The 21495-nt window shown below is 44.1% G+C and carries 25 protein-coding genes; 16 read left to right on the top strand and 9 right to left on the bottom strand.

The window, feature by feature from the left end; all coding sequences use genetic code 11:
* Positions 1-2: 2 nt before the first annotated feature.
* The 4 genes from IDJ75_RS14085 (at position 3) to IDJ75_RS14070 (ending at position 3342) form a co-directional block, all read left to right on the top strand.
* A complete protein-coding gene (locus IDJ75_RS14085) occupies positions 3-752 on the top strand; it encodes a 1-(5-phosphoribosyl)-5-[(5-phosphoribosylamino)methylideneamino]imidazole-4-carboxamide isomerase (protein WP_191176274.1) in 750 nt (249 codons plus the stop codon).
* Between the two features lie 114 nt (positions 753-866).
* The gene (gene hisF / locus IDJ75_RS14080) at positions 867-1622 is read left to right on the top strand and encodes an imidazole glycerol phosphate synthase subunit HisF (RefSeq protein WP_191176273.1); all 756 of its coding nucleotides are present in this window, start codon (positions 867-869) and stop codon (positions 1620-1622) included.
* A gap of 151 nt (positions 1623-1773) precedes the next feature.
* A complete protein-coding gene (hisIE, locus tag IDJ75_RS14075; RefSeq protein WP_191176272.1) occupies positions 1774-2361 on the top strand; it encodes a bifunctional phosphoribosyl-AMP cyclohydrolase/phosphoribosyl-ATP diphosphatase HisIE in 588 nt (195 codons plus the stop codon).
* Positions 2362-2436: 75 nt separating this feature from the next.
* Entirely contained in the window at positions 2437-3342 is a 906-nt protein-coding gene (locus tag IDJ75_RS14070; protein ID WP_191176271.1) for a WD40 repeat domain-containing protein, read from the top strand.
* Here IDJ75_RS14070 and IDJ75_RS14065 read toward each other — a convergent pair.
* Both IDJ75_RS14065 and IDJ75_RS14060 read right to left on the bottom strand, forming a co-directional pair.
* The gene (locus IDJ75_RS14065) at positions 3339-4100 is read right to left on the bottom strand and encodes a C40 family peptidase (protein WP_191176270.1); all 762 of its coding nucleotides are present in this window, start codon (positions 4098-4100) and stop codon (positions 3339-3341) included. The two genes, IDJ75_RS14070 and IDJ75_RS14065, sit on opposite strands and share 4 nt — an antisense overlap.
* Positions 4101-4207: 107 nt before the next feature.
* Complete coding sequence (locus IDJ75_RS14060; RefSeq protein ID WP_191176269.1) at positions 4208-4561, bottom strand: 4Fe-4S dicluster domain-containing protein; 354 nt, start codon at positions 4559-4561, stop codon at positions 4208-4210.
* Positions 4562-4665: 104 nt separating this feature from the next.
* Between IDJ75_RS14060 and IDJ75_RS14055 the strand changes: the two genes are divergently transcribed.
* The 5 genes from IDJ75_RS14055 (at position 4666) to dnaJ (ending at position 8753) form a co-directional block, all read left to right on the top strand.
* Entirely contained in the window at positions 4666-5691 is a 1026-nt protein-coding gene (locus IDJ75_RS14055) for an acyl-CoA reductase (protein ID WP_191176268.1), read from the top strand.
* Between the two features lie 118 nt (positions 5692-5809).
* Entirely contained in the window at positions 5810-6013 is a 204-nt protein-coding gene (locus IDJ75_RS14050) for a fructose-6-phosphate aldolase (protein WP_191176267.1), read from the top strand.
* A gap of 5 nt (positions 6014-6018) precedes the next feature.
* A complete protein-coding gene (locus tag IDJ75_RS14045; protein ID WP_191176266.1) occupies positions 6019-6702 on the top strand; it encodes a cell division ATP-binding protein FtsE in 684 nt (227 codons plus the stop codon).
* Between the two features lie 183 nt (positions 6703-6885).
* Complete coding sequence (locus IDJ75_RS14040) at positions 6886-7452, top strand: nucleotide exchange factor GrpE (RefSeq protein WP_191176265.1); 567 nt, start codon at positions 6886-6888, stop codon at positions 7450-7452.
* Between the two features lie 137 nt (positions 7453-7589).
* A complete protein-coding gene (dnaJ, locus tag IDJ75_RS14035) occupies positions 7590-8753 on the top strand; it encodes a molecular chaperone DnaJ (protein WP_191176264.1) in 1164 nt (387 codons plus the stop codon).
* Between the two features lie 94 nt (positions 8754-8847).
* On the opposite strand, the gene IDJ75_RS14030 is transcribed toward dnaJ, so the two are convergent.
* Positions 8848-9303, bottom strand: coding sequence for a hypothetical protein (locus tag IDJ75_RS14030; RefSeq protein WP_191176263.1), 456 nt, complete (start codon positions 9301-9303; stop codon positions 8848-8850).
* Positions 9304-9614: 311 nt separating this feature from the next.
* Here IDJ75_RS14030 and IDJ75_RS14025 point away from each other — a divergent pair, with 311 nt between their 5' ends.
* From IDJ75_RS14025 to IDJ75_RS14015, 3 genes are all read left to right on the top strand, one after another.
* Complete coding sequence (locus IDJ75_RS14025) at positions 9615-10520, top strand: ABC transporter ATP-binding protein (protein WP_191176262.1); 906 nt, start codon at positions 9615-9617, stop codon at positions 10518-10520.
* A 3-nt stretch (positions 10521-10523) separates the two neighbouring features.
* Positions 10524-11768, top strand: a complete 1245-nt coding sequence (locus IDJ75_RS14020; RefSeq protein ID WP_191176261.1) for an ABC transporter permease — start codon at positions 10524-10526, stop codon at positions 11766-11768.
* A gap of 85 nt (positions 11769-11853) precedes the next feature.
* The gene (locus IDJ75_RS14015) at positions 11854-12783 is read left to right on the top strand and encodes a Ppx/GppA phosphatase family protein (protein ID WP_191176260.1); all 930 of its coding nucleotides are present in this window, start codon (positions 11854-11856) and stop codon (positions 12781-12783) included.
* On the opposite strand, the gene IDJ75_RS14010 is transcribed toward IDJ75_RS14015, so the two are convergent.
* Entirely contained in the window at positions 12780-13538 is a 759-nt protein-coding gene (locus IDJ75_RS14010; protein WP_224746605.1) for a carboxypeptidase-like regulatory domain-containing protein, read from the bottom strand. The two genes, IDJ75_RS14015 and IDJ75_RS14010, sit on opposite strands and share 4 nt — an antisense overlap.
* Positions 13539-13632: 94 nt before the next feature.
* Between IDJ75_RS14010 and IDJ75_RS14005 the strand changes: the two genes are divergently transcribed.
* Positions 13633-15600: a M1 family metallopeptidase gene (locus IDJ75_RS14005; protein WP_191176259.1), complete on the top strand. Its 1968-nt coding sequence runs from the start codon at positions 13633-13635 to the stop codon at positions 15598-15600.
* A 141-nt stretch (positions 15601-15741) separates the two neighbouring features.
* Here the strand turns inward: IDJ75_RS14005 and IDJ75_RS14000 are convergent, their stop codons facing one another.
* The 5 genes from IDJ75_RS14000 to IDJ75_RS13980 are packed head-to-tail and all read right to left on the bottom strand — an operon-like array spanning position 15742 to position 18328.
* Complete coding sequence (locus IDJ75_RS14000; RefSeq protein WP_191176258.1) at positions 15742-16314, bottom strand: Maf family protein; 573 nt, start codon at positions 16312-16314, stop codon at positions 15742-15744.
* A 39-nt stretch (positions 16315-16353) separates the two neighbouring features.
* Positions 16354-16875, bottom strand: coding sequence for a KdsC family phosphatase (locus IDJ75_RS13995; protein WP_191176257.1), 522 nt, complete (start codon positions 16873-16875; stop codon positions 16354-16356).
* Positions 16876-16916: 41 nt separating this feature from the next.
* Complete coding sequence (gene iscX, locus IDJ75_RS13990; RefSeq protein ID WP_191176256.1) at positions 16917-17159, bottom strand: Fe-S cluster assembly protein IscX; 243 nt, start codon at positions 17157-17159, stop codon at positions 16917-16919.
* Positions 17160-17193: 34 nt separating this feature from the next.
* On the bottom strand, positions 17194-17526 hold the full coding sequence (locus tag IDJ75_RS13985) for a 2Fe-2S iron-sulfur cluster-binding protein (RefSeq protein ID WP_067057979.1): 333 nt from the start codon (positions 17524-17526) through the stop codon (positions 17194-17196).
* A 19-nt stretch (positions 17527-17545) separates the two neighbouring features.
* Positions 17546-18328 carry a Rossmann-like and DUF2520 domain-containing protein gene (locus tag IDJ75_RS13980; RefSeq protein WP_191176255.1) on the bottom strand — a complete coding sequence of 261 codons (783 nt, stop codon included), beginning with the start codon at positions 18326-18328 and terminating at the stop codon, positions 17546-17548.
* Between the two features lie 76 nt (positions 18329-18404).
* On the opposite strand from IDJ75_RS13980, the gene IDJ75_RS13975 reads away from it, so the two are divergent.
* The 3 genes from IDJ75_RS13975 to IDJ75_RS13965 all read left to right on the top strand — a co-directional run bounded on the left by IDJ75_RS13975 (position 18405) and on the right by IDJ75_RS13965 (position 21489).
* Entirely contained in the window at positions 18405-19331 is a 927-nt protein-coding gene (locus IDJ75_RS13975) for an alpha/beta fold hydrolase (RefSeq protein WP_191176254.1), read from the top strand.
* 37 nt (positions 19332-19368) lie between these two features.
* Positions 19369-19701, top strand: a complete 333-nt coding sequence (locus tag IDJ75_RS13970; protein ID WP_191176253.1) for a YbjQ family protein — start codon at positions 19369-19371, stop codon at positions 19699-19701.
* A 417-nt stretch (positions 19702-20118) separates the two neighbouring features.
* On the top strand, positions 20119-21489 hold the full coding sequence (locus IDJ75_RS13965; protein ID WP_191176252.1) for a dipeptidase: 1371 nt from the start codon (positions 20119-20121) through the stop codon (positions 21487-21489).
* Positions 21490-21495 lie beyond the last annotated feature (6 nt).

The following is a 21495-nucleotide window of genomic DNA, read 5'->3' as shown; positions in this document are numbered from 1 at the left end:
TCATGTATATTATTCCTGCCATTGATATTCTTAACAAAAAGGTTGTGCGCCTGCGCGAAGGCGACTACTCGCAGGTAACAGAGTACGACGTTACACTTGAGGAAATGATTGAAAAGTACCAGAGCAACGGTACAAATTTCATCCATATAATTGACCTTAACGGTGCTAAAGGCGATTTTAGCAACCAGCAATACCTGTTTGACGTGATCCGTAAAACGGATATGCAGGTACAGTACGGAGGCGGTATCCGCAGTATTGACCAGGTAAAACAACTGATAAACTCGGGCGTGCACCGCGTTATTGTGGGTACACAGGCTATTACCAACCCATCGTTTTTAGACGATTTAAGTAAAGAGGTATGTGGCCGCGATAAATGCAGCGACCAGGTGGTTATTGCCATTGATGTGCTGGACGAGGTGATCAAATATTCGGGATGGATGGAAAGCTCTCCCATCAAACTGATGGATTATGTGGACAAGTGCCTGCAATTAGGTTTCTTCCGCTTTTTATGTACCGATATAAACAAAGACGGTAAATTGGGCGGTGCCGGTGTAGAATTGTACAGCAAACTGCTTGACCATTCGCCGTTCATCAAACTGATCGCATCGGGCGGTGTAAGCTCTATGAAAGATATTGAAGAACTAAGTAAAATTAAAGTTGAAGCCTGCGTAGTGGGCAAAGCCATTTATGAAGACCATATCAGCATCGAAGAGATCAAAAACTGGAATTTGGAAAGCTTAATGTCAATATAAGTCTTTTAATAAATATGTCATTGCGAGGAGGAACGACGCGGCAATCTTAGCATATCCGCTTGTCCTTTGAGATTGCTACGCTATCGCTCGCAATGACATAGCACTCTAAAACCCATGCTCGCAAAAAGAATCATCCCCTGCCTTGATGTTAAAGACGGCCGTACTGTAAAAGGTGTGAACTTTGTTGACCTGCGCGATGCCGGCGACCCGGTTGAACTAGCCTGGAACTACTCGCAGCAAGGCGCTGATGAGTTGGTTTTTTTGGATATTACAGCTACTGTTGAGCGCCGTAAAACTATGGTAGAGCTGGTTAAGTCAGTTGCCAGGCAAATCAATATCCCCTTCACCATTGGTGGTGGCATTAATGAAATTGCCGACGCAGATGCATTGTTGAATGCCGGTGCAGATAAGATCTCCATTAATTCGGCAGCGGTACGTAACCCGGCATTGATAGATGAACTTGCCAAAGCATTCGGGGTGCAATTTGTGGTAATAGCGGTTGATACCCGGGTGATGGGTGATAAAAACATTGTTCACCTGAATGGCGGGCGATTACCAACTGAAAAACAAACATTAGACTGGATTATAGAGGCCGAAAGCCGGGGTGCAGGCGAAATATTGCTAACCTCTATGGACCACGACGGCACAAAGGCCGGCTTTGATAACGGTTTGCTTACTTTAGTAAACAATACGGTAAATATTCCGGTGATCGCATCGGGTGGTGCGGGTTCGGTTCAGCACTTTGTTGATGTTTTTCAGCAAAGCAATGTTGATGCCGCACTGGCAGCTTCGGTGTTTCATTATGGTGAAATACTGATACCCGATCTAAAATCGGTTTTAAAAGAGAATAATATTGAAGTGAGGGTTTGATAATTGGCTCCCCTCTTGAGAGGGGTTAGGGGTGTTCACCGCATGATTAACACACCCCTGCCAACGCACTATCCTCCCAGCCCCCTCTCAAGAGGGGATTTAAAAAACACCCGTTGGCGATGCCCCCACCGCCAACTAATGAGTAAAACAAATGAACATCGACTTTAACAAAACAGACGGTTTAGTACCGGTTATTATACAGGACGAGCAAACGCTTGAAGTACTGATGCTGGGTTATATGAACCAGGAAGCATACGACAAAACTGTTCAGGAAAACATCGTCACCTTCTTTTCGCGCTCAAAAAACCGCTTGTGGACAAAGGGCGAAACCAGCCAGAATTACCTCCATGTAAAAAGCATGCATATCGATTGTGACAGTGATACCCTGCTGATAAAAGTTAAAGCCGATGGCCCAACCTGCCATACCGGGTCGCGCAGCTGCTTTAAAACAGAGTACAATCAAAACTTTTTGATGCAGTTGGAGAATATCATCGCCGACAGGTATGAGAATCCAACAGAAGAATCGTACATCAACAAACTGCGTAAAAAAGGCCTTAAAAAAATAACCCAAAAAGTGGGCGAAGAAGGTGTTGAAGTGGTAATAGCCGCCCTGTATGAAACCGAAACCGAACTGGTTGATGAGGCATCAGACCTGATGTTCCACCTATTGGTTCTGCTAAAAGAAAAAGGTTTAAATTTGGAGCGCATAGCAAAGAATTTAGAAGGAAGACATCAATAAAGTCCATAGTCGATAGTCAATAATCCATAGAGTTTGGATTCGGCTATGGTCTATGGTCTACCGACCATTGACTACATGATCATCGTACAAAAATCAGCAGAACTAACCGGCCACAGCAACCCTATATTTAGCCTGGAGCTTTCCCAAAAGCCGGGCATCCTGTTTACGGGCGGTAATGATAAGGGATTGGTGGAATGGAGCCTGGAGAGCAACTCGTTTATTAAAGTAATGTTCCCGGTAATGGCTTCTATTTATGCCATTCACTGCCCGGTGGGTTACCCGCTAATGTTTGCAGGCCTGCGTAGTGGCGAAGTGCTTGTGTTTAACTTCATCGAGCAGAAGATAACCCACCGTTTAAGGCACCATATAAAACCTGTTTTTGATATCAAATCGTCTGCTAAAAAGAGCGAGTTACTGATTGCCTCAGAAGATGGAACCGTATCTGTATGGAGTTTAGAAACTTTAGCGTTATTACACAGTATAACGGTATCAAACGATACTATTCGTTGCATCACCATAAACCCAGCCGAAGACAGGGTAGCTTTTGGTTGCCGCGACAACCGTGTGGTGGTTTATGATCTGGAAGATTACAGCCCTATAAAGGCATTGATAGGCCATACTATGGCCGTTTTCTCACTGCAATATTCGCCAGTTGGCGATTACCTTGTATCTGGCGCCCGCGATGCGCAGGTAAAGATATGGGACAATAAAACGTACACGCTTATCCAAAATATTCCGGCACATTTGTTTGCCGTTAACCATATCGCGTTTCACCCTACCCGGCCCTATTTTGCAACCGCCAGTATGGATAAAAGCATTAAGATATGGGATGCTGCTGAGTTTAAACTCCGCAAGATCATCAGCCGCGAGAAGGGATATGCAAGCCATGCCCTATCCATCAATAAACTTGCCTGGAACGGCGATCAGTTATTATCCGCAAGCGATGATAAGAAGGTAATTACCTGGGACGTATCGTTTTAAAAATACCGCCTGATAATTTTCAACCTGTGTGTATATCGTTTTAACTCATCCGAGTAAATGCCCTGGGTATCTATCGAATCTATTTTAACCTTACCCGATGCATGGATGATTTTACCGGCACCTAAAATAATGCCTACGTGGGTAATACGCCCTTCGTCGTTATTAAAAAAGGCAAGGTCGCCCAATTTTGCGGTAAGTACCGAATCTACAGCCGTCCCTTCCTGTGCCTGCATTGAGGCATCGCGTTTAAGAGCAATGCCTTGCAGTTTATACACTATCTGCGTAAAACCCGAGCAATCAATACCAAAATGGGTACGGCCGCCCCACAGGTATGGCGAGTTTAAAAAAGACCGGGCTACGTTAGCTATACTGTCTGTTTCGCCTATTTCGCCAATAATGTCATATCGCTGGTCGCCTATATAGCTGGTTGTGCCTTCCAAAAAAGCAAGCGAACTACCGGCAGGCAGATATATTACGGTGTTGTCAATTATTTTCCAGGCTTGGGTAATGGCACGGTATGTTACCGGTGCCGGCGTTTGCAACAAGCGCTTATACGCCAGGTGGCCCAGCATAACAACTTGCAGGCGATCTATCCAACCGGTATAATTATCTAAGGCGGTTGTAACTTGCACCCACTTATCCTTCCACTCTAAAATTTCAAAAGCTTCACCAAATAAAACCTGCGATACCATTTCACTCCTATCGCTTGGCTCAGCGCGTAGAGGTATCACCGCCAGGTTACAAATTCCGTATTCCATTTTTTATAATCACAGGATTAATACGTTAAGATAGCAATAAAATTTTGTTAAATTAAAAAGGGGAAAGCATTATCTGCGTTCCCCTTTTTAATAAAATATTTTAGGTATTAACCATTTGCGTGCAACCAATCTTTTTTGGCATGCAGTTCTTCTTCGGTTTCGCGTACATCTTCATCATCCACACAACAGTCTACAGGGCAAACGGCAGCACATTGCGGCTCGTCATGAAAGCCAACGCACTCAGTGCATTTATCAGGCACGATGTAATAAATATCGTCAGACAGGGCAGCTTGTGCTTCTTCTGCATTTAAAGTATTACCGTCGCCAAAATCAATTACTCCTTTTAAATCTGTCCCATCGCTAAAACGCCATGAAGCACCTGCATCATAAATAGCATTATTCGGGCACTCTGGTTCGCAGGCCCCGCAGTTTATGCATTCATCGGTGATTATAATCGCCATATTATTTAAATATTCTTGTAGTATTCTATTTACCTTTGCCCTATAATCAGGCACTGCAAATATAACAAAAAAAGGCTTTAAGGGTTTACCCTCTTTACATATATATGTCAAAATTTAATATTACAGATACAGTAAATACATTTTCGGAATTAGGCAAGCACCTTGCCGCGCCTAATGCGCAGCTGATGGATATTATCGAAACCGAACGCCAGTATAACGCATGGTTCACACCCGAAAGTGTATTAACCGCCGTTAAGGCAACCGGCGACATGCTTAACAAAGCCGATCTGGAAAAATGGCTTGATAAGTACGACCTAACCAAAGGGGGAAATAAAAAGGTAGGCCTGGTGCTTGCAGGTAACATCCCGTTGGTGGGCTTTCATGATGTGCTTTGTGTATTAGTAACAGGTAACCACGCGCTTATAAAGGCATCCTCGCAGGATGCGCGCCTGATCAAATACGTACTGAATAAGCTGGTTGAAATTGATAATTCATATGCCGATAGCTTCAGTTTTGTAGAAAGGCTGGAAAATTTTGACGCCATCATCGCCACCGGCAGTAACAATACCTCGCGCTACTTTGAGTATTATTTTGGCAAAGTGCCCAACATTATTCGTAAAAACCGTAACAGTATAGCTTTACTTAGCGGCGATGAAAGTGGGGAAGAACTGGCCGCTTTAGGCCACGATATTTTTGATTATTATGGCCTGGGTTGCCGCAATGTATCGAAATTATTAGTCCCTGATGGGTATGTATTCAATTTCTTTTTTGAATCGATAGAGCACTTCGCGCCTATCATCCATCATCATAAATACAACAACAATTACGATTATAACAAATCTATTTACCTGGTAAACCGAGATGAGCATTTAGATAATGGCTTTTTGCTGTTAAAGCAGGATGCGCGCCTAACCTCGCCCCTCTCATGCCTGCACTACGAAACCTATACCGACGTGCAATCGGCACAAAAACAGCTGCAGGAACAAACAGATAACCTGCAATGTATAGTAACCACAGTACCGTTAAAAACACAAAACCAGGTGGTTAATTTCGGCCAAAGCCAGCATCCGCAATTATGGGATTATGCCGATGGAGTAGATACGATGGAGTTCTTGTCGCAACTGAGCTGAAAGCGAAAAGGTTAAAGCCAAAAGCTTATTTCGGAATAACGATACTCCTTTCAGCTAAAAAAAGTAAATTTGAAACCTCAAGCTTAAAGCTTTGTGCTTTCGGCTTCAAGCTAAAAAAATGTACATTATAAAAGTAAAAGGCGTTGCCAAAATACCCGATTACGTGCAGCTAAGGGATGATAAATTCACCTTACTGGCTTACTTTAGGGTAGACAGGCCCGAAAAATCTTTAGATAAAATTGGCCTTACTGATAAGTACGACTATATAATGGGCGTTGTTAAAGACCTGCCTTTTGGTAAAATATTAAAATTAGAGCTGTAAATAAGATGATTGGAAACTCTATTATAAAACTAAATAACGTTGATATTTTTCAGCAAAAACACCTGGTTTTATCAAACGTAAACCTGCATATTGATAAAGGCGATTTTGTGTGGCTTATTGGCCAAACAGGCTCGGGTAAAAGCAGTTTACTGAAAGTTATTTACGGCGATCTGAGTATTGCCAGCGGTACCGGCCACGCCTGCGGTTACGAGTTAAGCAAACTGGCTACTAAAGATGTACCCTACCTGCGCCGTAAGCTGGGGATAGTTTTCCAGGATTTTCAATTACTTACCGACAGATCTGTTGAACAAAACCTGCAATTTGTAATGCGTGCCACCGGTTGGGACGATAAAAAACAAATTGCCGACCGTATTTTAGACGTTTTGGAGAAGGTTGGCCTGCGCTCTAAACTAAAAAAGATGCCTCATGAGCTATCAGGCGGCGAGCAGCAGCGTGTAGTTATTGCCCGTGCATTGCTTAACAACCCCGAAATTATACTGGCCGATGAACCTACCGGTAACCTTGACCCTGATACATCTGAAGAAATAGTATTGCTATTAAAACAGATAAGCCAGAGTGGTACAGCCGTAGTAGTTGCCACACACGATTATCATATCATCCGCACCTTCCCGTCGCGTATTATTAAATGCGAAACAGGCAAGGTATTAGAGGATGTAAAGATGGCTTGATGCGTTGCAGCAAGCGGTTAGCAGTTTGCAGTTAAAATGACGTGCAAACTGCCAACCAAAAACTGCCAACTATCGTTGCATCTGCAAACTTTTCACTCAAATTTAATTATTACTGACACGTTGTCGGGTTTAACCCGATGGCAGGATACTTGATTAGCACTATTTGCTATGAATTTTAATGACATGCTAAAGAAAAAAAACAAAGGAAATTCAGAAACTCCCGAAAACACTGCTGATGTGACAAGTGAGAACGGACAGGTTGACGGACAAGAGCAGGCTACCCAAACTGACGAAGCCCCTACCGCCGAAGAAAAGTTTAAGGAAGAGTTATCTCAGGCTAACGATAAGTATTTAAGGCTGTATGCCGAGTTCGATAACTTCCGCCGCCGTACTGTTAAGGAACGCGAGGATGCCCGCAAAACCGAGGGTAAGGATGTAATTGTTGCCTTGTTACCCGTACTTGATGATTTTGAACGCGCATTACGCGCTATGGATACCGTTACCGATGTAATACCTGTTAAAGAAGGCGTTGCCCTGATACAGCACAAACTGAAAGGCATATTGGCCCAAAAGGGTTTAAAAGAAATGCAATCAATAGGTACCACTTTTGATCCTGATTTGCACGAAGCTATAACCAGCATACCTGCCCCAACAGATGATATGAAAGGCAAAGTGGTGGATGAGATGGAAAAAGGTTACGAGCTTAACGAGAAAGTAGTGCGTTTTGCTAAGGTAATTGTTGGCGCGTAAGGGAAATTAATGGATTAATGAGTTAGTGATTAGCTATTAAGCTTCTGCACAGCTTTCAATCCATTATACAAAATTGATTTAGCTGATTTTCAATTCACTAAGTCACTAATTCAATAAATCAATAATTAATTTAAAAGATGGCTAAGAGAGATTATTACGATGTGCTGGGTATTAGCAAAGGCGCTGATGCTGATGAGATAAAAAAAGCATATCGTAAAATGGCTATTAAGTTTCACCCCGATAAAAACCAGGGCGATAAAGAAGCTGAAGAGAAATTTAAGGAAGCTGCTGAGGCTTACGAGGTTTTAAGCAACCCCGAAAAACGGCAGCGCTACAACCAGTTTGGCCACGCGGCTAATGCAGGTTCTGCAAGCGGTGGTGGTTATGGTGGCGGCAGCATGAATATGGACGACATATTTAGCCAGTTTGGCGATATATTCGGCGGCGGCAGCCCGTTCGAGGGTTTCTTTGGTGGTGGCGGTGGCCGCCAGGGTGGTGGCCGCAGGGTTGCCCGTGGCAGTAATTTGCGTATTAAAGTAAGGTTATCGCTTGAGGAAATTGCAAACGGTGCCGAAAAGAAAATAAAAGTAAACAAACAGATACTTTGTAAAACCTGCGATGGCACAGGCGCTAAGGATAAATCATCCTTCTCTACCTGTAAAACCTGTGGTGGTGCGGGTTCTGTACGCCGGGTAACCAATACCATATTGGGCCAGATGCAAACAACCAGCACCTGCCCTACCTGTAACGGAGAAGGATCTACCATTACCAGTAAATGTAATGTTTGCCACGGCGATGGCGTTGTACGCGGCGAGGAAACCATTACTATAAACGTACCTGCCGGCGTAAGCGAAGGGATGCAGTTAAGCATGAGTGGCAAAGGTAACGCTGCCCCACGCGGTGGCGTACCGGGCGACCTGATCATCCTGATTGAAGAAATTCCGCACGAAACTTTAAAACGCGACGGTAACAACGTGATATATGACCTGCATGTAAACTTTGTTGATGCAGCATTAGGTACGAGTATTGAAGTGCCAACTATTGATGGCAAGGCTAAGATTAAGCTGGAACCAGGCACACAAGGCGGTAAAATATTGCGTTTAAAAGGCAAAGGTGTACCGGAGGTAAACTCTTACCACCGCGGCGATCAACTGATCCACGTAAACATCTGGACACCAAAAGCCCTGAGCCGTGAGGAACGCGAAGCATTAGAAAAACTGCAAGGTTCACCAAACTTTAAACCCAACCCGGGCAAAAACGAAAAAAGCTTTTTTGAACGGATGAAGGAGTACTTTGAGTAAGGGATAGTCAGTAAGAACAGAAAGTACGAAATACAAGAAAGCCCTGCATCAATATTGATGCAGGGCTTTTTTTGTTGTGAGTATTTTTTATTTTTTAGAATACGAATTTAAACCCTAAGCCAAACCGTGCGGCAGTAAAATCAGAATTATCGCCTACATAAAATGCCGGGCGCCAGTCAAACGAAAGGGCAAGTGGTGCCTGTGCTATCTTATAATCCAAACCCACCATCGGCCTGATGTAAAAATCGGTATTACCATGGCCAAATGCCAGTTGCGGGCCTATACCTAAATACCAGTTTAGGCCGCCTGCGTTTTGTATTTTATCCTGATATTGATAAAATGCGCCCAGAAAAGTTTGGTCGCCACCGAAAGTCAATTCAGCCTGGCCTGCGTTGTTCCTATCAAAAAAATGCTTAATGGCCGGGCCAACTAAAGTAGAGCCATCACCAAAATCGATAGACAAGCCTGCCGCGTTTTGATAAGATTGTGCTTTTGCACTGTTTCCGAAATACAGGAAGCCTGCCACTACTAATAATAATACTTTTTTCATTCGTTTTTAATTAGATAAACAATATATAAATTCAACATACAGTGTGTTTTACCATAATGGCAACACGCCATTTATTGCAATTTATAACCATAGAGTAATAAATATGTTTTTAAAAATTATTTTTTAGCAAAAAACATAGCATTACTTTCCAAAACCGCACATTTATAAGCACATAAGTACACTTTTCTTAATTTTTAATATTATAGCCTAATAATTAAAGCACCATGTGTTTATATACAATATTGCTGCTGCATACTTGTAACAATAAATAGCTAATAATATCTAATTTAGCATACAAACTAAACCCTAATATGCTAAGCATTCGCAACATTGTTAAACAATACGCCGGCCACCGCGCGTTAGACGATGTGAGCCTTGAAGTTGAAAGCGGTAAAATATTTGGCCTGCTTGGGCCAAACGGCGCCGGTAAAACTTCGCTCATCCGTATTATTAACCAGATCACCGCTCCCGATTCGGGCGAAGTATACTTTAACGGCGAGCGGCTAAACCAGTCGCACATTGACAAAATTGGCTACCTGCCCGAAGAGCGCGGCCTATACAAGAAAATGGAGATAGGCGAGCAGATGATCTACCTGGCACTCCTTAAAGGCCTAACCCGCGATGAGGCCACTAAAAGGTTAAAAGTGTGGTTTGAGAAGCTGGAAATGGAAACCTGGTGGAAGAAAAAGATAGAGGAGCTATCAAAAGGAATGCAGCAAAAAGCACAGTTTGTAGCTACGGTACTACACGAGCCCGATCTGATCATCCTGGATGAACCTTTCAGTGGTTTTGACCCGGTTAATGCAGAGGCCATTAAAGAGGAAATATTGGAACTGAACCGTAAAGGCGCTACCATACTTTTCTCTACCCACCGTATGGAATCTGTTGAAGAGCTTTGCGACTCTATCGCGCTGATCCATAAATCGCACAAGATACTGGACGGAAGGGTTAAAACTATCCGTAACTCGTACAAGAACGATACTTACCTGGTTGAATACACGGGCGAGCAACTTGTTTTTAATGGTGCGCAACCCTTTGATATCATCAGCGAAGTTGCGGGCGAAGATAACAGCCACATTATTAAATTAAAGCTGAACAACAATTCGGCTAATGATGTGCTCCAATACCTGATCCCAAAAACCCGTATAAATATGCTGCAGGAGGTTATCCCGAGCGTGAATGAGATCTTCATCGAAAAAGTAAAACAAATATCCTAAATCATGAAAAAAGTATTATTGATTATACAACGCGAGTATGTTACCCGCGTACGCAAAAAAGCTTTTATAGTGATGTTGCTGGCTGTACCGCTGCTACTTGCGGGCATGACTAAACTTATAGCCTACGTTGCTAAGGACAGCAACCAGGTTAGCAAACCACAAACGGTTAAGGTGATTGATGAAAGCCATGAGTTTGAAGGTAAATTAAAGAACGTCAAAAATATTAGGTTTATCCCTACTGATGAACCTTTAGAAAAGGCTAAGACAGGTTTAAAGGATGATGAAGACCTTTCGGTGTTATTAATATCAAAGGATTATGCTAATAAGCCTGTACAGTTCTTCTCCAAAAAGAAGCCATCGTTCATACTTACCGGCGAGGTAGAGAACCAAATGAACCAGATATCATCTACCAATACCATGCTGGCTAACCATATTGATACGGCCCTTATAAATAAAGCGCAGAAAAATAAAGTCACCGTAAATGCTATGGAGGTTACCGAAACAGGTACTAAAGATGCCGACGTAGGCACTTCAATGGGCGTTGGTATAGCATGTGCCATCCTCATTTACATGTCGCTGTTTATTTATGGTGCGCAGGTGATGCGTGGGGTTATCGAAGAAAAAACAAGCCGTATCATCGAGGTGATCATCTCGTCGGTAAAACCATTTCAATTAATGCTTGGTAAAATTATTGGCGTGGGCCTTGTAGGGCTAACACAATTTACAGCCTGGATAGTACTATCGGTGATCGCGACAAAAGTTGCCGGCAATAGTTCATCAAGCGGCATAATGGGCGCTTTGCAAACCTTACAAAATATACCCTTTGGCTATATACTGGGGTGCTTCTTGTTCTACTTTATATCGGGCTATCTGTTATACAGCGCTTTGTTCGCGGCAGTAGGCTCGGCGGTTGACAGTGAGACAGAAACCCAGCAATTTATGTTCCCGATAACGCTGCCCTTGTTGTTTACCTATCTGTTATCGGTAACAGTACTTTTCCGCGCGCCTGATAGTCCGCTGGCTGTTTGGTTATCCATGATCCCATTTACGGCCCCGGTGGCCATGATGGTACGCATACCATTTGGCGGTGTAGCGCCATGGCAACTAGCCCTGTCTATGAGCTTGATGGTTGCCGGCTTTCTGTTCACCACCTATGTTGCGGCCCGCATTTACAGGGTTGGTGTATTGATGTATGGTAAAAAGGCAAGTTATAAAGAGCTGGTAAAATGGTTCTTTTATAAAGAGTAGCAGAAAGCCGAAAGCGAAAAGCTGAAAGTGCGCTTTCGGCTTTTCGCTTTCGGCTTTCACCTTTTCTTTTTTAATTTAGCCGCCGATGGATAACAAGCGTATTGCCGTAATGGACCTCGGTACAAACACCTTTCACCTGCTGATAGCCGAAGGCCCTGCGGATAACTTCACCACTATATTTAAAACTACCGAAGCGGTAAAACTTGGCGAAGACGGTATCAACAAAGGCACCATCCAGCCCCAGGCTTTTGCACGCGGCCTGGCTGCTATGCAGCGTTTTCAGGATTTGATATTGGAACACAAGGTAACTGATGTTAAAGCCATTGCTACATCGGCTATCCGCAGTGCTGCTAACGGGCAGGATTTCATCAACCAGGTAGAACAAAAAACCGGCATCCGGATAGAACTCATCAACGGCGAGCAGGAAGCCGGTTACATTTACAAAGGCATTGACACCAGTGGTTGCCTAACCGATAGTAACGCGCTTATTATGGATATTGGCGGCGGCAGTGTAGAGTTTATTATTTGCAATGAGGATGAAGTGTTGTGGAAAAAAAGCTTTGAGATTGGCGCTGCAAGGTTAATGGATAAATTCCATCAAACCGACCCCATCCCCGTAGCATCTATCAAAGAACTTACCCGTTTCCTTGATACTACCTTAATAGACCTTTTTGCAGCGGCATTAAAATACAAACCCAAAACCCTTATCGGCTCATCGGGTGCGTTTGAAAGTTTCGCCGAGGTTATCGAACTAAAAAAAGGCAGGAAATTCAATATTGAGCAAACTAAAGTTTATGAGTTTGACACGGATGACCTGCTGGATGTGATAGAATTGCTCATCAAATCTACCCACGCGCTACGAGCCAGTATTAAAGGTATTATCCCCGTACGTGTTGATATGATCGTAGTTGCCAGCTTGCTCACTATCTACATGATGCAAAAACTGGCTTTAACGGATGTTACCATGTCAACCTACTCATTAAAAGAGGGTGTACTGGCGCAGATGCTTGGTTAAAATGCCCGTTTTACCTTATTCAAACATCTTTTAATAAAATTAGGGCGTTTCCTCATTACAATTGCAGGTTCGCCTAACATCATAGCACTCATCTTTAACGAAACACACTTGCGCTCGTTTGCAAAGTCGCTGATTTGTGCTTCATAGTTTTGGAAGCCTATAAATGATATGTGCAAACTTGCAGCTGTTGATGGCACTCGTAGTGTAAATTCACCATTCACGTTGGTTTGGGTGCCAATACGCGTTCCTTTTACCATTATGCTTACACCAGGCAATGCGGTATTGTCGTTGCCGTCAACTATTTTCCCTTTTATTGTACTGTATGTAACACTTTCAATCCCAGGCGTATCCCTTATCTGATTAACCGGCTGTGCAACACTTACTTTTCCTAAAGTGCGTTGCGCATTTACATTAGCTGTAGCAAATAAACTTGTTACTGCCGCGGCAATTGTTAGTTTCTTCCATGAGAAACGGGGCTTCTCTTCTACAGCGAGGTAATTATTCAAACCCGCCAGTTGGGTTTCGCCAAACCTGCCGCAAACATTGCCTTGCCGGGCAAAGTAATTAATGATCTCGGTATTGGTCATGGCGGTAAAGTCGGTAACTGTTTTGCTGCATTGGGTGCAATGCCTCCCTTGTTCAACCGGGGTCATCTGGTTCCAGTTTTGGTGGCAGGGCTGCGGGATGCTGATACTTCTAATGGGCTGCATAGTGTTGCGTTTTATGATAAGATGCAACGGGGCTAACTTTTCCATAAAAAGGGTTTAAACTTTTTATGCAGATAACTTTTTGAATACAAATTCAATTGTTTCTGCATCCTTTGTATATTGCCCTGCATATCCTCATTACATGAAAAAAATTATCGGTGCTTCCCTGTTGTTGCTTTCGGCCGCTTTTGCACAGGCTCAAAAAAATGCTAACGATACCATCACTACCAATTATCAGCCATCGGTGCTGTTCTCGCCCCTGCCGTATACCGAAAAGGGAAATGAGTTCCACTCTGCCAATGGCGAACCGGGGCCAAAATACTGGCAAAACCGTGTGGATTATAAACTGGCCGTAAAGCTGGATACCATAGCCAAAACAATAACCGGCACTGCCAATGTTACCTACACCAACAACAGCCCCGATGCCTTGCAGTACCTATGGTTTCAACTGGACCAGAACACTTATAAAAAAGACGCCCGCTCAAACTTTGTTACCGGTGCGCAGGCAACACAGCATACCAGCGGCTACGAAATAGAGGCGGTAGATATTGTTACCGGCGATATCCATACCAAAGCTAAATTTGTTATTACCGATACCCGTATGCAGGTGCGCCTGGCAAAACCATTGGGCAAAGGCATTATTAAACTAAGCATCAGGTATCGCTATACCATCCCCGGTAATTTTGGTGGCCGCACCGATTATGTGGATACCAAAAACGGCAAGATCTACGAGATAGCGCAGTTTTTCCCACGGGTATGTGTTTATGATGATAGCCGTGGCTGGGCAACAGCGCCATTTTTAGGTAGTGGCGAGTTTTACTGCGAGTACGGTGATATCGATTATTCGGTAACCGTCCCGTGGGATGTATTGGTTGCCGGCCCCGGCGACCTGCTAAACCCGAAAGAAGTATTAACAGCCAAACAAATTGCAAGGTTAGAAGCAGCCCGCAACAGCGATAAAACCATCATGATCCGCACTGCAGCCGAAATAAATGATAAATCATCAAGGCCGGTTAACACAGGCACGCTTACCTGGCATTACAAAATGCTGAACACACGTGATGTTGCTTTTGGCGCTTCCAGGGCATTTATCTGGGATGCCGCGAGGGTAAACTTGCCGGGCGGTAAAAAGTCTATGAGCATGTCGGTTTACCCGGTAGAGAGCCAGGGCAAAGATGGCTGGGACCGCTCTACCGAATACCTGAAGGGTGCTATAGAGCATTTCTCAGAAAAATGGTACCCGTACCCATACCCTACTGCTATAAACGAAGCTGGTATAGCCGGTGGCATGGAGTATCCGGGAATTTTGTTTGACGGGATGAACGATAAGGGCGGCGAGCTTTTTTATGTAACCGCGCACGAAATTGGCCACAACTGGTTCCCGATGATAGTAGGCAGTGATGAACGCCGCTTTGCCTGGATGGATGAAGGCTTTAACACTTTTATAGATGTTTACGCGTCTGACGCATTCAACAAAGGTGAATACGCACCAAAACGCGACGGAGAGTATGCACCGGGTGGTGGCAACCCTGCCGATGAGATCATCGCGCATATCATCGACCCCAACTCGCCAACCATCATGACCCAACCTGATGCCATCCCCGAGAAATATCGCCACCCGTTAACCTATTTTAAACCCGCTTTTGGTTTGATACTGCTGCGCGAGCAGATCCTGGGCAAGGACAGGTTTGATTATGCGTTCCGTAATTACATTGCTAAATGGGCTTACAAACACCCGCAGCCAGATGATTTTTTCCGTTCGATGGAGAACGGCGCGGGCGAAGATTTAAGCTGGTTTTGGCGCGGTTGGTTTTATAATAACTACAAGTTGGATATAGCCCTGATAGATGCTAAATACGCAGACAAAGACCACAGCAAAGGCGTAAAACTAACCATCGCCAATAAAGAAATGATGGCTATGCCATTTACGGTAGAAGCAAAAATGAAAGATGGCAGCAAGCAGCGTACCTATTTCCCGGTGGAAACCTGGCTACAAAATAAAGTAACCACTTATACCCTGCCAACAACTCAGGATGTTGAAAGCGTAACCATCGATCCGGATAATGCGTTACCGGATGTGAACAGGAAGAATAATAGTAAAAAGCTGTAGAGATGCGATACCTCGCGTCTTAATCGACTACCATGTTATTGCGAGGAACGTAGTGACGTGGCAATCTCATAGGACATTCGGATATGCTAAGATTGCCACGCTATCGCTCGCAATGACATAGTTTATTATGAATTTGAAAAATTAAGCTTTCAGCCTTACCAATTGCTGGTAAACCTTCTCGGTAGGCAAGCCTACCACATTGGTATATGAGCCGTTGATACGCTCGATGCCGATAAGGCCTATGCGTTGCTGGATGCCGTAGGAACCGGCTTTATCCATAGGCTGATATTCTTCAACATAACTGTGGATTTCGAGATCTGTCAGCTTGCGGAAAAACACTTCGCTCCTGTCGTAAAACTTATTGTATTGGCCTTTATAAAGCAGGCAAACCCCTGTGTAAACCTCATGCATCCGGCCAGATAGGCGGTGCAGCATCTCTACCGCATGTTCTGATGATTCGGGCTTGCCCAATATCAGGCCGTCAATAGCAACAATGGTATCGGCAGTAAGTACTACCTCGTTGTTAACATCTTCGTCAAAGGCCTCCGCTTTTTGTGTGGCAATGTAAAGCGCAATTTCTGCAGGTGTTAACCCATCGGGATATGATTCATCCACCTCTTTTAAAACCACGCGGAAATCAATATCCATCAGCTTTAAAAGCTCCTGCCTACGTGGTGATTTTGATGCAAGAATAATTGGTGGAAAAGCGCTCATCAGTATGAATTTTGACTTTTTGAATTTTGACTTAACCGCCTACCAGCTATACGCCTCGGCATTCATCCATTTGCCCTGCACCTTCATTACCTTTTCAATAATATCGCGGGCACAGCCTTTACCACCTGCAAAAGGCGATACATAGGTGCTAATGGCTTTTATTTCTTCGGCGGCATCTGCGGGGCAAACCGGCAGGCCAACCAGTTTCATTACTGCGAGATCGGGGATATCATCGGCCATATAAAGGATATTAGCCGGGTTAATACTTTTCTCTTCGATGTAGATCTTAAACCTTTCAGATTTGGTATGCGCACCCAAATACACATCATTGATACCCAAACTGTTTAAACGGAACAATGCGCTTTTTGACCGGCTGCCGGATATGGCCGCCACATGGTAACCGCATTTTACGGCCAGTTGCAGGGCGTAACCATCTTTAATATTAAAGGCACGGCTTTGCACACCGGTTTCGGTCACAAATATCGACCCATCGGTCAGCACGCCGTCCACATCAAAAATAAACGTGGTTATATCTTTAAGCTTGGTTAAAAAGGATTCCATCTTTAAAAGGTCATTGAGTCATTACTGACTGCAAACTGAAACTATTGATTATCTCTCCACTCGTACACCCAGGCTGATTGTATTTGCTCCAGGTGGCCTTCGTTTGATTCTTCGCGGGTGCCGGCAAAGTTCGGCAGGCTAAGTACCCAATCCAAAAGCTCGGTAAAACGGATGCGGTATATTTTCGATTCGCCAAAATCATCACCAAACTTTTCGTAAAGGCTCATGGCTATATCTTCGTAATCATTCCAATGTATGGGTAGGGCGAATTTATCGTCTGTCATTTTCTGGTTGTGAGTAATGTTATTAAATTTAGCATTAATGGCCCATAAAGCCGGATTGATCTGGCAGGGTTACCTCTATATCGCCGTCAATTATAACGCACTGGCAGCCCAGGCGCGATGTGATACGCGGGTTAACAGCCCTGTCAATGAAGTCCTCTTCCTTGTCAGATATCTCCTGGATGTTGTCCATCCCTTTATTCACATAAATATGGCAGGTACTGCAACCGCAAACCCCGCCGCAGTTATGCTGTAGCTCAATGCCATTTTCCAGGCAAACGTCTAAAACAGATTCCCCTTCGGCAATAGGCAGTTCCACGCTTTCATGGTCCTTCTCCTCAAAGTTAATCTTTACTTTAAAAATATTCATTTTGGCAAAAGTAACAAAATTACTTATCCCCGTGGCGAGTGTTGTGGTTTTTGATAATATCCTGACTTAACCGTGTGTATATCTCCTGCAAATCGGGCTGTTTTTTAAGCATTTGCAGGTGCGCCTGCATTGTCAAATCATCGTTACGTACGGCCGGGCCGGTTTGTACATCAGCGGGGCGATGTTCTTTTATTTTATCGGCAGTTTCGGCTATTAACGGGCGCAGCATATCAAAACTCATACCGCTCCCGGATAAAAGCTGTTCGCCTACGCTATACAGATGGTTGGTAAAATTACAGGCAAACACAGCGGCCAGGTGCAATACTTTACGCTGCGCGGAATTTACCCGGTAAACGTTGTTGCTGATATCACGGGCAAGGTGTTCCAGCATTTTAGCGATGCTTTCATCAGCCCCTTCAATGCAAAGCGGTACTTCCCTAAAATTTACCTCTTTTGTTTTGCTGAATGTTTGCAAGGGATAGAATACCCCTGCATTACTTATAAAATCAAGCAATTGTTGCAGCTCAACAGCACCTGATGTATGCACTATTAGCTTATTGAAAGAAGACAGATGAGGTACAAATTCAGCTATGGCATCATCTTTTATGGCTACAATAAACAGGTCGGTATCGCCGGTGATCTCTTGGAGGCTGTCTATAGCTTCTGCACCTACATGATAAGCCAGCAAGGCTGCGTTATGCATATTACGGCTATACACCTGCACAATACGGTGCCCGGCATTTTTTAATGCCGCCGATAAATGTGTGGCAACGTTGCCCGAGCCGATGATAGTTATACGCATTTTTGGAATATCCTTTACGGTACAAACTTAAATATTTCTGCTATTTTTATTCCTTAAATCAATAACCCTAATTGATATGAAATTTTTGAAGAACCTGCTTTGGTTTGTTGTGGTGCTTTTAATTTTAGGTGCGGTTGCTGCCTATATTATATATGCCCATTACAACACCGAAAAGAAAGAACTTACCTACGAACTCCGCAAAAACACAAACGGTAGTTATATTGAACTAAGCGGTGGAGTTACCCACTATGAACTGGATGGCCCCGATACCGGCAAGGTAATAGTGCTTTTACACGGTTTTAGTGTACCCTATTATATCTGGAACGGCACTTATGAATACCTTGCCGAGCATGGTTTCCGTGTGTTGCGGTACGACCAGTTTGGCCGTGGCTATTCTGACAGGCCCAACGTGGCTTACGATAAGCAGCTTTATTTTGATCAGTTAAAAGAGCTTTTAGAAAAGCTTAACGTTAAACAACCCGTAAGCCTGGTTGGTGTATCATTTGGCGGCATGCTGGCTACCGATTTTACGGTAGCATATCCTAACATAGTAAATAAAGTTGTGCTGATAGATCCGGGCTACCCTTCAACGGCCCCCAAAATGCCGCAATTTATTGCCGAGTATTATGAAGCTATACAACCCGAGGAACGCGCGCTTGGCCAGATGAGCGATTTTAAATACCCCGATAAATACCCTAACTGGGTTGAGCAATACCGCCCGCAAATGGAGTATAAGGGTTTCAGGCATGCCATCGTTTCAACTACCTATCATTATACAGGTTCATACAACGGCCGCCAAAGCAATACAGCGCTTAACAACCTGCATAAACCGGTATTGCTGGTTTGGGGCAAAGAAGATAAAACAGTACCTTTTACCTACAGCGACTCGATACGCAGTGTATTAAAAGCAGAATTTTTACCGGTAGATGATGCGGCCCACCTGCCCTATCTGGAACAGGCTGATATTGTTAACCCTGCTTTGGTAACATTTTTGAGGAAATAGTGTCTATATATTATAAACAAACACTAAATCCCTTACTATGGATACTTCACTCATCACTACAAGCACCGGTTTAGACGGTTACAAGGTTGTTAAACACTTAGGCGTGGTGCGCGGTATCACCGTTCGCAGCCGCAGCGTTGTGGGTAATTTTGCCGGTGGCATTCAATCGCTTTTTGGCGGCAGGCTTTCTGTTTATGTAGAGCTTTGCGAAAACGCCCGCGAAGAAGCCTATCACCTGCTGATACAACACGCGCAGGCATTGGGTGCAAATGCCATCATCAGCATGCGCTATGATGCCAACGAGGTAATGCAGGGTATTACCGAGGTACTGGCTTATGGTACTGCTGTTGTGGTTGAGAAGGCTGAATGATAAATCAAATAATTTGTCATGGTGAGCCTGTCGAACCATTTACCAAGCGTAGAGTCTTCGACAGGCTCAGACTGACAACAGCGTATTTGCGTGATAAAAACAAACATGCATATCATTTTTGCCGTTGTTGGTGTTGTCACCAACAACATTTAGGACAGCTTTGAAATTGCAAAGCCTTAATGCATGGCGGCTTGTTGGTGACAACACCAACAAGGGCGGAAATGATAATCAAATAATTTGTCATGGTGAGCCTGTCGAACCATTTACCAAGCGTAAAGTCTTCTACAGGCTCAGACCGACAACAGCGTATTTGCGTGATAAAAACAGACATGCATATCATTGGTAACGATCCTTTGCATGCAACCCTCTTCCGCCCCTAAAATAAACTACTATCTTTGCTTCAAATTATAGCATCCTATGCAAGTAATAAAGCAATATATAGAAGATAACAAGCAACGCCTGCTTGACGAATTATTTGAACTGCTGCGCTTCCCCTCTGTTAGCGCCGACCCAAAATACGCGCCCGATGTTTTAAACGCTGCCGACTACGTAGCCAAAAAACTAACCGATGCCGGTGCCGATAATGTAGAAGTATGCAAAACCGCAGGCTACCCTATTGTTTACGGCGAAAAGATCATCGACGCTTCCCTGCCAACTGTATTGGTTTACGGCCATTACGACGTGCAACCACCCGACCCATTAGAACTTTGGAAAACCCCGCCTTTTGAGCCAACCGTGCGCGATGGTAAAATTTATGCCCGCGGTGCCTGTGATGATAAAGGTCAGTTTTATATGCATGTAAAAGCTTTTGAGCTGATGATGCAAACCAACACCCTGCCATGTAATATCAAATTTATGATAGAGGGCGAGGAAGAAGTAGGCTCAAACAACCTGGGCATATTTGTAAAAGCAAATAAAGAACGCCTTAAGGCTGATGTGGTATTGATCTCTGATACCTCGATGATCAGTATGGAGAACCCTTCGCTGGAAACCGGCCTGCGTGGCTTATCATACCTGGAGGTTGAAGTTACCGGCCCTAACCGCGACCTGCACTCGGGTGTTTATGGTGGCGCTGTAGCTAACCCGGCAACCATCCTGGCCAAAATGATAGCCTCCCTGCATGATGATGATAACCATATCACCATTCCGGGTTTTTATGATGATGTAACCGAACTAACCCCAACCGAACGCGCTGAACTAAACGCCGCACCATACAACGAAGAAGAATACAAAAAAGACCTGGATATTGCCGAAACATGGGGCGAAAAAGGTTACACCACTTTTGAACGTACCGGCACCCGCCCAACCCTTGAGGTAAATGGCATTTGGGGCGGTTATATTGGCGAAGGCGCTAAAACCGTACTGCCATCAAAAGCAAATGCTAAAATTTCGATGCGTTTGGTACCGAACCAAACATCAGAGAAAATTACGCAACTGTTTACTGATCATTTCCTGAGAATAGCCCCGGCTTATGTTAAGGTAAAAGTTACCCCGCACCATGGCGGCGAACCGGTTGTTACCCCAACCGACAGCGTTGCTTACCGCGCGGCACAAAAAGCCATTGCCGAAGCATTTGGCAAGCAACCTATCCCAACGCGAGGTGGTGGCAGCATCCCGATCGTAGCTTTATTTGAGGCTGAGCTTGGTCTTAAAACCGTGCTTATGGGCTTTGGCCTTGACAGTGATGCCCTCCACTCACCAAACGAGAAATACGACATTTTTAATTACTACAAGGGGATAGAAACCATCCCATTGTTCCACAAATATTTTGCGGAATTGAGTAAGTAAGATCAA

The sequence above is a fragment of the Mucilaginibacter rigui genome (assembly GCF_014773275.1).
GTDB classification, from domain to species: domain Bacteria; phylum Bacteroidota; class Bacteroidia; order Sphingobacteriales; family Sphingobacteriaceae; genus Mucilaginibacter; species Mucilaginibacter rigui_A.
The sequence above is the reverse complement of the archived record's forward strand: the minus strand, read 5'-3'. Positions and strand labels throughout refer to the sequence as shown.

Excerpts from the sequence above, each read along its gene's own strand:
- IDJ75_RS14085 (WP_191176274.1), top strand. The coding sequence starts at position 3 with ATGTATATTATTCCTGCCATTGATATTCTTAACAAAAAGGTTGTGCGC.
- hisF (WP_191176273.1), top strand. The coding sequence starts at position 867 with ATGCTCGCAAAAAGAATCATCCCCTGCCTTGATGTTAAAGACGGCCGT.
- hisIE (WP_191176272.1), top strand. The coding sequence starts at position 1,774 with ATGAACATCGACTTTAACAAAACAGACGGTTTAGTACCGGTTATTATA.
- IDJ75_RS14070 (WP_191176271.1), top strand. The coding sequence starts at position 2,437 with ATGATCATCGTACAAAAATCAGCAGAACTAACCGGCCACAGCAACCCT.
- IDJ75_RS14065 (WP_191176270.1), bottom strand. The coding sequence starts at position 4,100 with ATGGAATACGGAATTTGTAACCTGGCGGTGATACCTCTACGCGCTGAG.
- IDJ75_RS14060 (WP_191176269.1), bottom strand. The coding sequence starts at position 4,561 with ATGGCGATTATAATCACCGATGAATGCATAAACTGCGGGGCCTGCGAA.
- IDJ75_RS14055 (WP_191176268.1), top strand. The coding sequence starts at position 4,666 with ATGTCAAAATTTAATATTACAGATACAGTAAATACATTTTCGGAATTA.
- IDJ75_RS14050 (WP_191176267.1), top strand. The coding sequence starts at position 5,810 with ATGTACATTATAAAAGTAAAAGGCGTTGCCAAAATACCCGATTACGTG.
- IDJ75_RS14045 (WP_191176266.1), top strand. The coding sequence starts at position 6,019 with ATGATTGGAAACTCTATTATAAAACTAAATAACGTTGATATTTTTCAG.
- IDJ75_RS14040 (WP_191176265.1), top strand. The coding sequence starts at position 6,886 with ATGCTAAAGAAAAAAAACAAAGGAAATTCAGAAACTCCCGAAAACACT.
- dnaJ (WP_191176264.1), top strand. The coding sequence starts at position 7,590 with ATGGCTAAGAGAGATTATTACGATGTGCTGGGTATTAGCAAAGGCGCT.
- IDJ75_RS14030 (WP_191176263.1), bottom strand. The coding sequence starts at position 9,303 with ATGAAAAAAGTATTATTATTAGTAGTGGCAGGCTTCCTGTATTTCGGA.
- IDJ75_RS14025 (WP_191176262.1), top strand. The coding sequence starts at position 9,615 with ATGCTAAGCATTCGCAACATTGTTAAACAATACGCCGGCCACCGCGCG.
- IDJ75_RS14020 (WP_191176261.1), top strand. The coding sequence starts at position 10,524 with ATGAAAAAAGTATTATTGATTATACAACGCGAGTATGTTACCCGCGTA.
- IDJ75_RS14015 (WP_191176260.1), top strand. The coding sequence starts at position 11,854 with ATGGATAACAAGCGTATTGCCGTAATGGACCTCGGTACAAACACCTTT.
- IDJ75_RS14010 (WP_224746605.1), bottom strand. The coding sequence starts at position 13,538 with ATGGAAAAGTTAGCCCCGTTGCATCTTATCATAAAACGCAACACTATG.
- IDJ75_RS14005 (WP_191176259.1), top strand. The coding sequence starts at position 13,633 with ATGAAAAAAATTATCGGTGCTTCCCTGTTGTTGCTTTCGGCCGCTTTT.
- IDJ75_RS14000 (WP_191176258.1), bottom strand. The coding sequence starts at position 16,314 with ATGAGCGCTTTTCCACCAATTATTCTTGCATCAAAATCACCACGTAGG.
- IDJ75_RS13995 (WP_191176257.1), bottom strand. The coding sequence starts at position 16,875 with ATGGAATCCTTTTTAACCAAGCTTAAAGATATAACCACGTTTATTTTT.
- iscX (WP_191176256.1), bottom strand. The coding sequence starts at position 17,159 with ATGACAGACGATAAATTCGCCCTACCCATACATTGGAATGATTACGAA.
- IDJ75_RS13985 (WP_067057979.1), bottom strand. The coding sequence starts at position 17,526 with ATGAATATTTTTAAAGTAAAGATTAACTTTGAGGAGAAGGACCATGAA.
- IDJ75_RS13980 (WP_191176255.1), bottom strand. The coding sequence starts at position 18,328 with ATGCGTATAACTATCATCGGCTCGGGCAACGTTGCCACACATTTATCG.
- IDJ75_RS13975 (WP_191176254.1), top strand. The coding sequence starts at position 18,405 with ATGAAATTTTTGAAGAACCTGCTTTGGTTTGTTGTGGTGCTTTTAATT.
- IDJ75_RS13970 (WP_191176253.1), top strand. The coding sequence starts at position 19,369 with ATGGATACTTCACTCATCACTACAAGCACCGGTTTAGACGGTTACAAG.
- IDJ75_RS13965 (WP_191176252.1), top strand. The coding sequence starts at position 20,119 with ATGCAAGTAATAAAGCAATATATAGAAGATAACAAGCAACGCCTGCTT.